This window comes from Marivivens aquimaris, from assembly GCF_015220045.1.
GTDB lineage: Bacteria > Pseudomonadota > Alphaproteobacteria > Rhodobacterales > Rhodobacteraceae > Marivivens > Marivivens aquimaris.
Window position 1 is genome coordinate 1631890 of sequence record NZ_JADBGB010000001.1, and the last position, 13951, is coordinate 1645840.

12 protein-coding genes are annotated in these 13951 nt (G+C 61.8%); 6 read left to right on the forward strand and 6 right to left on the reverse strand.

Features of this window, described 5'->3' with window-relative positions; translation table 11 throughout:
* The first annotated feature begins 44 nt into the window (after positions 1-44).
* Positions 45-1238 carry a kynureninase gene (gene kynU, locus IF204_RS08125; RefSeq protein WP_194096052.1) on the forward strand — a complete coding sequence of 398 codons (1194 nt, stop codon included), beginning with the start codon at positions 45-47 and terminating at the stop codon, positions 1236-1238.
* On the opposite strand, the gene IF204_RS08130 is transcribed toward kynU, so the two are convergent.
* Positions 1235-1828 (reverse strand): TetR/AcrR family transcriptional regulator, encoded by a 594-nt coding sequence (locus tag IF204_RS08130; protein WP_194096054.1) that lies wholly within the window; start codon positions 1826-1828, stop codon positions 1235-1237. The genes kynU and IF204_RS08130 overlap by 4 nt on opposite strands.
* A 90-nt stretch (positions 1829-1918) precedes the next feature.
* On the opposite strand from IF204_RS08130, the gene IF204_RS08135 reads away from it, so the two are divergent.
* From IF204_RS08135 to IF204_RS08145, 3 genes are all read left to right on the forward strand, one after another.
* Positions 1919-2383: a (2Fe-2S)-binding protein gene (locus IF204_RS08135; RefSeq protein ID WP_194096056.1), complete on the forward strand. Its 465-nt coding sequence runs from the start codon at positions 1919-1921 to the stop codon at positions 2381-2383.
* A gap of 1 nt (position 2384) precedes the next feature.
* Positions 2385-4616: a xanthine dehydrogenase family protein molybdopterin-binding subunit gene (locus tag IF204_RS08140; protein ID WP_194096058.1), complete on the forward strand. Its 2232-nt coding sequence runs from the start codon at positions 2385-2387 to the stop codon at positions 4614-4616.
* Positions 4617-4767: 151 nt separating this feature from the next.
* On the forward strand, positions 4768-8238 hold the full coding sequence (locus IF204_RS08145) for a Hint domain-containing protein (protein ID WP_194096060.1): 3471 nt from the start codon (positions 4768-4770) through the stop codon (positions 8236-8238).
* Here the strand turns inward: IF204_RS08145 and IF204_RS08150 are convergent.
* Both IF204_RS08150 and IF204_RS08155 read right to left on the reverse strand, forming a co-directional pair.
* Positions 8235-9008: a gamma-glutamyl-gamma-aminobutyrate hydrolase family protein gene (locus tag IF204_RS08150; RefSeq protein ID WP_194096061.1), complete on the reverse strand. Its 774-nt coding sequence runs from the start codon at positions 9006-9008 to the stop codon at positions 8235-8237. The two genes, IF204_RS08145 and IF204_RS08150, sit on opposite strands and share 4 nt — an antisense overlap.
* Before the next feature lie 101 nt (positions 9009-9109).
* The gene (locus tag IF204_RS08155; RefSeq protein ID WP_194096062.1) at positions 9110-9538 is read right to left on the reverse strand and encodes a GlcG/HbpS family heme-binding protein; all 429 of its coding nucleotides are present in this window, start codon (positions 9536-9538) and stop codon (positions 9110-9112) included.
* A 128-nt stretch (positions 9539-9666) separates the two neighbouring features.
* Between IF204_RS08155 and IF204_RS08160 the strand changes: the two genes are divergently transcribed.
* Positions 9667-10128 carry an SRPBCC family protein gene (locus IF204_RS08160; RefSeq protein ID WP_194096064.1) on the forward strand — a complete coding sequence of 154 codons (462 nt, stop codon included), beginning with the start codon at positions 9667-9669 and terminating at the stop codon, positions 10126-10128.
* Here the strand turns inward: IF204_RS08160 and IF204_RS08165 are convergent.
* Entirely contained in the window at positions 10125-10277 is a 153-nt protein-coding gene (locus IF204_RS08165) for a DUF2256 domain-containing protein (RefSeq protein ID WP_194096066.1), read from the reverse strand. The genes IF204_RS08160 and IF204_RS08165 overlap by 4 nt on opposite strands.
* A gap of 4 nt (positions 10278-10281) precedes the next feature.
* Entirely contained in the window at positions 10282-10488 is a 207-nt protein-coding gene (locus IF204_RS08170; protein ID WP_167637863.1) for a hypothetical protein, read from the reverse strand.
* Between the two features lie 123 nt (positions 10489-10611).
* Between IF204_RS08170 and pepN the strand changes: the two genes are divergently transcribed.
* Entirely contained in the window at positions 10612-13164 is a 2553-nt protein-coding gene (gene pepN / locus IF204_RS08175; RefSeq protein WP_194096068.1) for an aminopeptidase N, read from the forward strand.
* On the opposite strand, the gene IF204_RS08180 is transcribed toward pepN, so the two are convergent.
* On the reverse strand, positions 13161-13946 hold the full coding sequence (locus IF204_RS08180) for a transglycosylase SLT domain-containing protein (RefSeq protein ID WP_228069122.1): 786 nt from the start codon (positions 13944-13946) through the stop codon (positions 13161-13163). The two genes, pepN and IF204_RS08180, sit on opposite strands and share 4 nt — an antisense overlap.
* Positions 13947-13951 lie beyond the last annotated feature (5 nt).

Genomic DNA, 13951 nt, shown 5'->3' on the forward strand with positions numbered 1-13951 from the left:
ATGAGGGTGCGGCCAAATACCCTTATGACGAAAGTAGCCGCCCGATGACCGATTTTGCAGCAACCCGCAAAGCCTTCGACCTGCCCGACGGGGTAATCTATCTGGACGGAAACTCGCTCGGGCCGCTCCCGACTGCGGCCAAGACCAAAGTTGCAGCCAGAATGCAGGATGAATGGGGCGAAATGCTCATCACGGCGTGGAATCGCGCGGGCTGGATGGGAGAGCCGCGTCTGATCGGCGACCGCATTGGAAAGTTGGTTGGCGCCCCGAAAGGGTCCATCGTGATGGGCGACACGCTCTCGATCAAAGTCCATCAGGCGCTGGCCTCTGCATTGGAGCTACGACCTGACCGCCGCGTGATCCTGTCGGACACGGGCAACTTCCCGTCCGACCTCTATATGGCGCAGGGCATCGTGCGGACGCTGGACAAGGGTCACGAGCTCAAAACCGTCGCGCCGGAGGACGTGCTGGCCAATATCGACGAGACCGTCGCCGTCGTCATGATCACCGAGGTCGACTACCGCACGGGCCGCAAGCACGACATGGCAGCGATCATCGAACGCGCCCATGAAGCAGGCGCTCTGGTGATCTGGGATCTCGCTCACTCCGCCGGCGCGATCGAGGTCGACCTTGGCGGCACCGGCGTCGATTTCGCCGTGGGCTGCACCTACAAATTCATCAACGGCGGTCCGGGCGCGCCTGCGTTCATCTATGTCCGCCCTGATCTAGCCGATCAGTGCCGCCCCGCGCTGTCGGGTTGGCTGGGCCACGAAGCGCCGTTCGCCTTTGATCTGGACTACCGCGCCGGTGATGGCATCGACCGGATGCGTTGCGGCACCCCGCCCGTGCTGGCGCTCGCCGCGCTGGGTGCAGCGCTGGATGTCTGGGATCAGGTGGATATGGCCGATCTGCGTGCGCGGTCCATCGAACTGTCCGAGCGTTTCATCAAAGGTGTCGAGGCCGCCTGCCCCGCCCTCACCCTCGTCAGCCCGCGCGATCCAAAGGCGCGCGGCTCGCAGGTGTCGTTCGCGTTCCCAGATGGTTACGCCGCGATGCAGGCCGTCATTGATCGCGGCGTCATCGGCGACTTCCGCGCGCCCGACATCATGCGCTTCGGCATCACACCGCTGTATCTGAACGAGGACGACATCGACAAAGCGGTCGAGATCATCGCGGACGTGATGAATAACGAACTGTGGAAAGACGCGAAGTACCAGACCCGCGCCGCGGTCACTTAAACCTTCAGGCCGCGCCCGATGAGGCCCGCAACCTGACGGATCGAGGCTTTGTAGGCGTCAAAGCTATCGACCTGCTCCTTGATCCCGAACCACAAACGCTGGATCAGCAGCGCCATATCCTCGGCGCTGTTGTCCGTCTCGCGCAGGCTGATGCGGTTCGCGCCCGCCTCTTTCGTGAGCCACGCCGCGACCTTGGTGCGCAGGAGCGCCGCCCACTCCGCGATCTCTGTCGCCGCGACGGAGCTTTTCGCCTCCAGCAGCTCCTGCCCGTGAGTCGTGGACAGCATCAGTTCAATCGCAGGCCCGCCCGCAGCTTCGAACACCGCGAGGATCGCCTCGGACGGATCGCGTGCGGGGGTCAGTTCACGCTCCAGCGCCTCCGCCCCCTGCGCGAGGTAGAGCACGGTCAGAGAGCGGAAAATGTCTTCTTTATTGCGGTAATGCAGGTACAGCGCCGCCCGCGACATGCCCGCGCCCTTGGCGATATCCTCCATCGAGGTCCGCCGATAACCGTACTGGCTGAACGCGACGATGGCGGCGTCCATGATCGCCTGCACGCGCGGATCTGATTTGAGCGATATCGTGTCCATACTGACCACCTGACATTTCACGTTTATTTTGTCAATTGACACCCTGACATTTCACGACCATTTTGTCAGAAACGGATAACGGAGGGACAGATGGCCCATTCGCTGAAGATCAACGGCCGGACGCACAGTGTCGACACGCCGGACAACGTGCCTCTTTTGTGGGTGCTTCGCGACGAGCTGAGCATGACCGGCACCAAATACGGCTGCGGCGTTGCCGCTTGCGGCGCGTGCACCGTGCAGATCGACGGTGAGGCCGTGCGGTCCTGTCAGGTCGCCGTGGCCGATGTCTGGGGCGAGGTTACGACGATCGAAGGCGTGGGCACTCCCGACAATGTCGCGACCATCCAGCAAGCGTGGATCGACCATCAGGTTGCCCAATGCGGCTACTGCCAGTCGGGCCAGATCATGCAGGCCGCCGCGCTGCTGGCCGAGAATCCCGCCCCCAGCGATCAGGACATCGACGACGCGATGCAAGGCAACCTCTGCCGCTGCGGAACATACCCGCGCATCCGCGCCGCGATCCATGACGCCGCCCAGCGCATGAAGGAGGCATAAGATGTCCCGCATCGGTAAAATCGCCCGCCGCACGTTCCTTTTCGGCGCTGTCGCCGTCACCGGCGGCGCGGCCTTCGGCTATTACAAACTGGTCGAAACGCCCCCGAATCCGCTGAAACCCACCGAGGGCGTAGCGCTGAACCCCTATGTCATCGTGGATGGCAACGGCGTGACCGTCGTGGCTCCGCGCGCTGAAATGGGTCAGGGCATTTCGACGACCCTCGCCGCGCTGGTGTCCGAGGAACTGGACGTTGCCGTCGAGGATGTGACCGTCATCCATGGCCCGCCCGCCAAGGCTTATTTCAACCAAGCCATCATGGGCGCTGCGTTCCCTGTCCTTGAATACAAGCGCAAGGACTGGCAGGAGGACGCCGCACATTTCGTCGGCAACGCTGCCAAGTTCTTTAACATGCAGATCACGGGCGGCTCGTCCTCGACCAAGGACGGCTATGTGAAGATGCGCGAAGCCGGTGCGCAGGCTCGCGAGATGCTGAAAGAGGCCGCGGCGAAGCGTTTGAGCGTGGCGGCGGATCGCCTCGGCACGGATAACGGCGCTGTAGTTGCGCCTGATGGCACACGCATTCCCTATTCCGATCTGGCTGGCGAGGTTGCAGGACTTGAGCCGCGCGAGGTTGCGCTGCGCGATCCGTCCGATTGGAAAGTCTTGCGCACGTCCCAGCCGCGCACTGATATGGTCGGCAAATCCACGGGCACCGCGACCTTCGGCATCGATGTTCGCGTGCCAGGGATGAAGTTCGCCACCGTCCGCATGAGCCCGCGCCGTGCGGGCATGGTGACGTTCGATGCCTCGGACGCGATTCTGATGGACGGGGTGGAGAAAATTATCGACCTCGGCGATGGCATCGCTGTCGTTGCGCAGAACACTTGGCTCGCCATTCAGGCGGCTGAAGCCGTGTCGATCACTTGGGCAGATGCGAGCTATGACGGCAGCACCGAACAGCACATCGCCGCGCTGATCTCGGGTTTCGATACCGAGCCGAACAACACCGGCCGCGACGAAGGCGATGTCACGCAGGACGTGGCAGGCACCGAAGTCACGGCGGAATACACCGTGCCGTTCCTCGCCCATGCGACGATGGAGCCGATGAACGCCACAGCGCTCTACACCGGCGACGCGCTGGAGGTCTGGGCCCCGAACCAAGCCCCCGTCAAGATCCGCGATGGCTGTGCAGAGGCCGTCGGTCTGAATTCGGACGCGGTGACCGTTCACACGACGCTCATGGGCGGCGGTTTCGGGCGGCGCGGCGAGTTCGACTATGCCGTTATCGCGGCCCGCGTCGCACACGAAATGCCGGATGTGCCGGTTCAGGTCACATGGTCACGCGAAGAGGACATGCGCCACGACTACTACCGTCCCGCCGCGATGGCGCGGATGCGCGGCGTTGTGGATGGCGGGAAGCCTGTGCTGCTGGACGCCAAGGTGTCCTCGCCTTCGGCAACCCACCAGGCGATTGGCCGCATGATGGGCATGAACATGAGCGGACCGGATGCGGAGATCACGGCGGGGATGCACGACCAGCCATTCGCGATCCCCAACTACCGGACCACGGCGCATATCGCGGATATCGGCGTTCCGATGGGCTTCTGGCGGTCGGTCGGCGCGAGCTACAACGGGTTCTTCACTGACTGTTTCATCGACGAGATGGCGGTTGCGGCTGGCGCAGATCCGCTCCAGTTCCGTCTGGACATGGTCCGGCCCGAGCATGAACCCTCGGCCAAAGTGATCGAGGCCGTCGCGGAGATGTCCAACTGGGGCAGCGCCCTGCCCGCAGGCACCGCGCGCGGTGTGGCGTTTACCTATTCCTTCGGCACCCCCGTCGCGCAGGTGATGGAGATTGCGGAGACGGGCTCCGGCATCAAGATGAACAAGGTCTGGATTGCCTGCGATCCGGGTATCGCGCTCGACCCGCGCAATATCGAAGCGCAGATGACCGGCGGCTGTATCTATGGCCTCTCGGCGGCGCTGCACGGGCGGATTACGTTCGAGGACGGTGAGGCGCAGCAGTATAACTTCCCCGACTATGACGCGGTGCGGATGTACAACACCCCCGCCTTCGAGGTGCGTATTCTGGAAAATGCGGGCCGCGTCAGCGGTGTAGGAGAGCCCGGCACGCCCCCTGCTGCCGCCGCGCTGGCCAACGCTCTTTTCGCTCTGACCGGCAAACGTGCGCGGAGCCTTCCGCTTTCTGAAGAATACGCTCTAATTATTTAAGATTGTACATAAAAACCTGTGGTGGCGGATCGCTTTCCGCCGCCATTGAATCGCCCCATTAGCCTCATATTTACGCCTTTCGCGCTTAATAACCATCCGAATGGATAGGTGTGCCACCTCCTTCGTCGGGCACACAAAGGATGGAAGACGCATGGCCGATATTACCGGTTTTAAGCTCAATAATGGATCGCTTGGTCCGTATCTGAACCTCAAGAACGCGACGTACGACGCACTCGAGCCTGTCTATGCCGGCAACGTCACGGTCTATTACGTCAACAGCAACGGCGACACGGTCACAACGACAGTCAGCGGCACGTATTATGTGGCCTCGACCGGCGACGTCGTCTTCGTCCCTTCATCGTCGTTCCCGCAGAACCTCGTTTACATCACGCTGGATGATGCGACGCGGGACTATCTGAACTCCATTCCCAAGGGTGATGCGTCGAACAATACGTTCAACGGCAGCAACAACCCCGACTACTACTGGGATGGCCGCGGGGTCGAGCAAGCCTCCGGCGGCGGCAACGACACCATTAACACCTACGGCGGCAACGACCGTGTGTTCTCTGGCAAGGGCAATGACACGATCAATGCGGGCACGGGCAACGACTTTGTCCGTGCGGGTGGCGGCAACGACCGCGTAATTGCGGGCGACGGTGATGACACCGTTTACGGCGGTGCCGGTCAGGACACGATCTTTGGCGGAGCTGGCAACGACTCCATCTACGGCGGTGCAGGTCAGGATTCCATCGACGGCGGCGCTGGCAATGACGTGATCGACGCACATACCGGCGGCGAGAAAGAGTACTTCAGCTGGACCAACTTCGATCAGTCCGGCGCCCAACAGGATATTTCGGGCGGGTTCACGCAGAACACCGGCTCGATGAATGTCACGTTCACGCAGAAGAACGACGGCTTCCTTCAGGAAACGAAGACATATGTCGGCGACGATGCCAGGAGCATTTCGCCGCTCTATACCGAGAACGGTGAGCCGTATGACCCCTACTCTGCCGTGTTCATCCGCGGTCAGGGCGGCGAGAACGTCTCCACCTCGACGCTGACGTTCGACGCGCAGGATGGCTCCGGCCTTCAGGATAACGTCTCCAACGTCAACTTCCGCATCAACGATATCGATACCGGCGCATTCACTGATCAGGTGATCATCCGCGCCTATGACGCGAACGGCAATCCGGTCCACGTCGACCTGACGGGCGCCTCGGGCCACATCGTCACCGACGGCACGACCGCGACTGTCACGGCGAACAACCCGGGCACCACGCAATCGAGTGGGACTGGCTCGGTCAAGGTTGAAATCGCGGGCCCTGTCAGCCGGATCGAGATCGAGTTCAATCAGGTCTCCGGTACGGGCGACCAGAACGCGATCTATATCACCGATGTCCACTTCGAGACCCTGCCCGACACCACCATCGGCGACACGGTCGAGGGCGGCCTCGGTCAGGATACGATCTACGCAGGTGCAGGTGCCGACTGGATTTCGGGCGGCGATGATGCCGACCTGATCTATGCGGGCGATGGCGCGGACACGATTTATGGCGGCGCGGGCAACGACCGCATTTTCTATGGCGAAGGCGCGGATACCGTTTATGGCGGTGACGGCGACGACACCATCGACGACGTGGGCGGCTATGCCCACAACACCGCGTCGACCATTTACGCTGGCGCGGGCAACGACCTTGTCTACGGCACTTCGGGCGGCGATTCCATCGACGGCGGCAGCGGCAACGACAACATCTTTGGCGAGGTCGGCGCGGACTCGATCACGGGCGGCGCGGGCAACGACTACATCGACGGCGGCAGCCAGAACGACACGCTGGACGGCGGCACAGGCGACGACCGCGTCTACGGTGGCGACGGCTCGGACGTCTTCCGCCTGAGCGACAACTTTGGCCACGATACACTCGTTGGCGGCGAAGGAGCCGAGGTTGATTTCGGCGACGTCATCGACGCCACCGGTCTGTCAAACGGTGTCACGGTCGATTTCTCGGCTCCCGAAACCGGCGTTATCTCTGACGGTACGAATGACGCGAACTTTTCCGAAATCGAGGCCCTGCTCCTCGGGGCCGGCGACGACACGGTGTACGGCTCGGATGGCGCGGACTACGTGTCGACCGGCGCGGGCAGCGATTATGTCGACGGTGGCGCGGGCGATGACATTTTCGAGCTCGGCAACACGCTCACAGGCGTTGCGGACAATTCGTCGGACACGATCTACTTTGCCGATGGTGACGGCCACGACCTGATTTACGGCTTCGCCTCTCCGCAGCTCCAGCCCGACGGCACCTACTACGCCCAAGACAAGATCGACGTCTCGGGGATGCACGACGCCAACGGCAATCCGGTCAATATCTGGGATGTCACGGTCGAGGATTACGGCGGCAACGCCCGTCTCCTCTTCCCCAACGGCGAGTCGCTCACACTCTATGGCGTCAGCCCTGCGACGATGCAGGACCCCGTTGCGCTGCTCGCGGTCGGCATTCCTGACACCGACGGCACGATCGAGGGCTCCGACGGCGCGGACGTCATCGACTTCAGCTATACCGGCGATCCCGACGGCGACCGCGTCGATCACGACGATAACTTCAAAGGTGGCGAGCGCAACGCTGACACCATCGAAGCCAAAGGCGGTGACGACACCATTTACGCAGGCGTCGGCGATGACGTGGTCTACGGCGGCACCGGTGCGGATACGATTTACGGCGGCATGGGCGCGGATACGCTCTATGGTAACGCCGATGACGACGACATCTTCGTCGGTGCTGGCGATGAGGCTTTTGGCCAGCGCGGCAATGACGATTTCTATGTCACCGACACCGGCGATGACCCCGCTGACATCCATATCTACGGCGGGTCCGAAGATGACGACGGCGACGGCGATACGCTCTACCTCGGCGATATGGCCGATATGTCGACGCTGGTCCGCAACCAGAATCCCGACGGCAGCTACAGCGGTTCGGTCCAGCTCAAGAACGGCTCGACCCTCACCTATGACAATATCGAGAACATCATCTGCTTTACCCCCGGCACGATGATCCTGACGCCTTTTGGTGCGCGGGCGATTGAAACGCTGGAGCAAGGCGATCTGGTCATCACCCGTGACAACGGTATCCAGCCGATCCGCTGGATCCAGCACCGCACGGTGCCCGCGTTCGACAATTTTGCGCCGATCCGCATCAGCAAGCACGCTCTGCCAACGTTGGATCGTGACCTGCTGGTGTCACCGCAGCACCGGATGCTCCTTGATGGCTACCAGACAGAGATACACTTCGGCGAAGACGAGGTTCTGGTCGCGGCGAAGCACATGATCGACGATGCGCATGTGACGGTCCAGCAAGGCGGCTTCGTCACCTATTTCCACATGATGTTCGACAAGCACGAGATCGTCTATGCCAACGGCGCAGCGAGCGAGAGCTTTCATCCCGGTGAAATCGGTCTGTCGGCTGTCACGGATGCCGCGCGCGAGGAACTCTTTGGTCTGTTCCCCGAACTTCGCGCGAGCCCCGATGCCTATGGCGATACCGCGCGTCGCTGCCTGAAGCGTCACGAAGCGCAGCTGCTCATGCCAGCGAAGCCGAAGCTATCGGCTGGGATTTACGCGGCTTAGGCTGAGGCGAGCTCTGCGGACTTGGCGGCCTGCCACTTGCGGGCCGCATCGCCCAACGCTTCGAACAGCGGGCGGGACACCGGATCATTGGAGGCATTCCATTCGGGGTGCCACTGGACGGATAGGGTAAAGCCCGGCGCGTCCTTGATATAGATCGCCTCGGGCGTGCCGTCGGGAGCGTAACCGTCGACGACCACGCGGCTACCCGGTTCCTTGATCCCCTGCCCGTGTAGCGTGTTGGTCATCACCTTCGGACTCCCGAGCAGCGCGGCGAACGGGCCGTTTTCGCTGAGCGATACGCAGTGGCGGAGGGCGAACTTTTCCTCCAGCGTGCCGTCGGGCGGCATCCGGTGGTTATCACGTCCGGGAAGATCACGGATTTCGGGATAGAGTGACCCGCCCATCGCGACGTTCACCTCTTGGAAACCACGGCAGATGCCCATGATCGGCTGGCCGCGCTCGACGCAGGCACGCACCAGCGGCAGCGTGATCGCATCGCGGTTTTCGTCGAAATCGCCGTAAGCGGGCGTGGGAACTTCGCCGTACTGGCTGGGGTGAACGTTCGGGCGACCACCCGTCAGCAGAAAGCCGTCACAGGTTTCCAGCAGTTCCTCGACCGTGACGACCGTGGGGTCGGCAGGAATAAGGAACGGGATGCAGCCTGCGACCTTGGAGATCGCCTGACTGTTCATCTGCCCGCCGGTGTGTGCGGGGTACTGGCCGTTGACGAGTTCGTTGTTGCTGATGATCCCGATGATTGGGCGCGCCATTTACGTGGTCCTTTCGCTCTTACAGCAAAAATAACCATGAAACGGCGCACGCAAAAGGACTTTGAAATGCGCGGTTAGTCTGCGTCAAAGCACTGAGTGGATCAGTCTTCGCCCACAAAACCCGCAGCTTTGATGCCTGCGAGGGCACAAGTTGCATCGTTGTCGCTGGTATCGCCGGTCACGCCGACCGCGCCGATTAGGGTGCCTTCGCCGTCGCGGACCAGAACGCCTCCCGGAACCGGAACGACTTTGCCGTCAAAGAGGCCGTTGATCGCGCCCATGAAATAGGCCTGTTGTTCGGCGCGGGCCATTTGCGCACGTCCACCCATGCCGAGCATGATGCAGCCGTTGGCCTTGCCGCGGGCGATTTCGAAACGACCGGCAGAGGAGCCATCCTCGCGCTCGAACGCGATAACGTGGCCGCCAGCGTCCAGAACGACGACGGACATCGGCTTGAAGCCGTGATCGCGGGCGGTTTGCAGGGTCACTTCGACGATTTTACGGGCAGCGGCGAGGTTGAGAGCGGTCATGATGCGGGTCCTCCAATCAGATTTGGCGAGAGCCTATCACCGCCGACGTCAGGCGCCAGCGGCAAGTTTCGTTTGCAAGATCTTCAACCTGTGCGACAGTTTGCGCGTTACATTTCATGGAGGCCAAGATGGCCGAAGATACAGACCTGTCTTTCACTCACACCCTGCCCGTGTCCCGCGAAAAGGTGTTCACCTGCTGGACCACGCCCGAGCACATCAAACACTTTTTCGTCCCGCGTCCGCACAAGGTGCTGGATTGCGTGATCGACCTGCGGCCTGGCGGCGCGTTTAACACGACGTTCGACATCGACGGTACCGTCATGGAGAACGGCGGCGTTTGGCTGGAGGTCATTCCGAACGAAAAACTGGTGTTCACCGACGGTTATACGAGCGGCTGGAAACCCTCGCCCGAGCGTTTCATGACCGCGATCATTGAGTTGTCGGACGCCCCTGACGGCGGCACGGTCTATACCGCGACGGCCCGCCACGCGAATGCGGAAACCGCTCAGCGCCATAAGGACATGGGTTTTTACGAGGGTTGGGGCACGGTCGTCGACCAGTTGGTCGAATACGCGCAAACGCTGGACTAGGCCTTGGGTTTACGCTCGGCGCGGCAACGGTCGGAGCAATAACGGACGTTTTCCCAGTCCTTTGCCCACTTCTTGCGCCAAGAAAATGGCCTGCCGCAGGTTTCGCAGATCTTCTGCGGCAGGTCGGATTTTTTGCGCATCCGCGCCATGGTGTCAGCCGCCGTTGGTGACCGGATCGACAGTCGTGGCTTCGGTATCGGTACCCGGCGCTACGGTGTCGGCGGGCATACCGCCCGAGAACACGCCGCCCATCCACGCGAAGAAGACGACGACGACGATGGCGACTGCGATGCCCATTCCGATGAGCGGACCGCTATGACGCTTTTCCTGTTTCTTGAGATTGGTGTCAGGAGCTGACATGAATAGACCTCTTTAATTCATATGATCCCGGCCCGTTGAAGGCCATCTGGTTACGGCCTACCTAGCTAGGACAATAAGAACTGCAATCAACTCGTTCGTGCGAGATCGCAGCAGGAGAATTTAATGAAAGATGCTACACCGCAGACCATTTATCTGAGCGATTACAAACCGTTCGGTTACAATGTCGAAGCTGTCGAGCTGACGTTCCGGCTTCACCCGACTCGCACCCGCGTGATTTCCAAAATCAAGTTCACTCCCAAACCTGATGCGAAAGATGGCGACTTTTTCTTGCATGGCGAGAATATGACGTTGATTTCGGCGAAAATTAACGGTGCCGACATCTCGCCCGAGATCACCGCTGAGGGTCTGCGCGCCAATGCACCGAGCGATCCCTTCGTTTGGGAAGCAGAGGTCGAAATCAGCCCCGAGACCAACACCGCGCTCGAAGGTCTTTATATGTCGAACGGCATGTACTGCACCCAGTGCGAGGCCGAGGGCTTCCGCAAGATTACCTACTATCCCGACCGCCCCGATGTGATGAGCGTCTTTACCGTCCGCATCGAAAGCGATCTGCCGGTGCTGCTGTCGAACGGCAACCCCGTGAAGATGGATAACGGCGTGGCCGAATGGCACGACCCGTGGCCGAAGCCCGCGTACCTCTTCGCGCTCGTGGCCGGTGAACTCGTCAACTATTCCGGCGACTTCACCACGATGTCTGGCAAAAAGGTCGACCTGAACATCTGGGTCCGCGAAGCCGATCTGGGCAAATGCGCCTTCGGCCTTGAGGCGCTGAAGCGTTCGATGAAATGGGACGAGGACGTTTATGGTCGCGAGTACGACCTCGACGTGTTCAACATTGTGGCCGTTGACGATTTCAACATGGGCGCGATGGAGAACAAGGGTCTCAACATCTTTAACTCGTCCTGCGTTCTGGCCTCGCCGGAGACGTCGACCGATGCGAACTTCGAGCGGATCGAGGCGATCATCGCGCACGAGTATTTCCATAACTGGACCGGCAACCGCATCACCTGCCGCGACTGGTTCCAGCTGTGCCTGAAGGAAGGTCTGACCGTGTTCCGCGACCAGTCCTTCACTGGCGACATGCGCTCGCACGCGGTCAAGCGCATCGACGACGCGATCATGCTGCGTGCCCGCCAGTTCCGCGAGGACCAAGGCCCGCTCGCGCACCCAGTGCGTCCCGAGAGCTTTGTCGAGATCAACAACTTCTACACCGTCACCGTCTACGAAAAGGGCGCCGAGGTTATCGGGATGCTCAAGCGTCTGGTGGGTGACGAGGCGTATAAAAAGGCGCTCGACCTCTACTTCGACCGTCACGATGGCGAGGCGGCGACCATCGAAGACTGGATCAAGGTGTTCGAAGACTCCACTGGCCGCGATCTGTCCCAGTTCAAGCTGTGGTACAGCCAAGCGGGCACCCCGCACGTCCACGTCACCGACAGCTTCGAAGACGGCACCTATTCGCTGACGCTGCGCCAAGAACACAAGCCGTCGCCGGGTCAGGACACCAAGAAACCGATGGTTATTCCGGTGGCCGTTGGCCTCCTGTCCCCCAACGGTGACGAGGTCGTTCCGACCACCGTTCTGGAACTGACCGAGGAAGAGCAGACGTTCACGTTTGACGGTCTGGGCGCAAAGCCGATCCCGTCGGTCCTGCGCGACTTCTCGGCGCCTGTTGTGCTGCACATGGACCAGTCAGACAAGGATCGCGAGTTCCTGCTCGCCCAAGACACCGACGCGTTCAACAAGTGGGAAGCGGGCCGCACGCTCGCCCGCAACACGCTGATCGACATGATTAGCAATAACGCCGAGCCGAACGCCGATTTCCTTGCCGCTCTGGAAAGCGCGATCAAGGACGAGAGCCTCGAGCCTGCATTCCGCGCCCTGCTGCTGGGTCTTCCGAGCGTCGATGACCTCGCCCAGACCCTCGCCGGTGCTGGCGAGACGCCCGATCCGTGGAAAATCCACGCCGAGCGTGACCGTCTGAAGCGCGCGATTGCGGAGCACTGCAACGACACGCTGGCCGACCTCTACTTTGCCCATCAGGTCGAAGGCGAGTACGAGCCGGATGCCGTCAGCAGCGGCAAACGTTCGCTGACCAATGCGGCGCTGGCCTACATCACGCTGGTCGACGGCGGCGAGACCGCCCAGCGGCAGTTCGCGGCGGCCAACAACATGACGCAGGAGCTTGCGGCTCTGTCCGCGCTGATCACCATCGGCATGGGCGAGGAAGAACTCACGGACTTCCATAACCGCTGGCAGAACGACCGCCTCGTTATGGACAAGTGGTTCAGCCTCCAGACCGCGCTGGCCGCGCCCGAGGATGCGAGCGGCATTGCCCGCCGCCTCACCGAGCACGCTGCGTTCGACTGGAAGAACCCCAACCGCTTCCGTTCGCTGTTCGGCGGCCTCACATCGAACACCGCCGGTTTCCACAATCCCGATGGTTCGGGCTATGCGCTGCTGGCTGACTGGCTGATCAAACTCGACGCGATCAACCCGCAGACCACCGCACGTATGACCACCGCGTTCGATACGTGGAAGCGTTACGACGAAGAGCGTCAGGCGCAGATGCGCGGCGAACTGGAGCGTATTCTGGGAACAGAGAACCTGAGCCGCGACACCTACGAGATGGTGTCGCGTATGCTCAAAGCCTAACCTTCGGGCGGCGCGGCCATGGCTTCGATGAAGTCGGGTCGCGCCCTCGGCGCAGGCATGTTGTAGGACACGCAATAGTCCTGCTCTCGCGTCCATGCCGCAATCGCATCGACCATTGCTTCGTTGCGCATCGGCCCCCAATCGGCGGCCAGCCCCCTCCAACGCCCGTCATGCAGCGCGATCGCGTTATCGCGGCGCACCGTGTAGGTCATGATCTTTGCCGCACAGCGCAGATTGGCCATCGGGAGCTTCAAGGCTTCACCCGTGGTGGCTCTGCAATCGAAGTGCTGCGCGGTCGGCGGCGCGATCTGCAACAGGCCGAACCACAGCCCCCCGCCCCCGACGGCTTCAGGGTTATAGGTGCTTTCATATCGCGATAGCGCCGACATGAGGCCGACCCAGAACGCATTGCGCTTCGCATCGTTGTTTTCCGCATAGGCAGGGCAGAAACGGTCGATGTCGCGGGGGATGACGGATTCGAGCGGGCGCGGATGGTTGCCCAGCGCCGTGAGCATCGCCATCGTCCACATATCCCCGTCCCCATCAGCATGACCGACCCAGCGGGCGCGCGGGACGTAGAACGGGCGCGGCATGGGCGGGAGCGACGACACCACAGGACCGGCGACAAGCTGCGGCGGCTCCGGCCGAAGCTGCGGCGCGCTGACCGCCACGGGAGCATTGTCGATGAGGTGAATCCCAGTGACAGCCTCGTCCGGAACGGCACGAACCTGATCGGCCAGCGGCAGCAAGGCCGCGGCGAGGCAAAGGGCTCTGGTCAACATAAGGC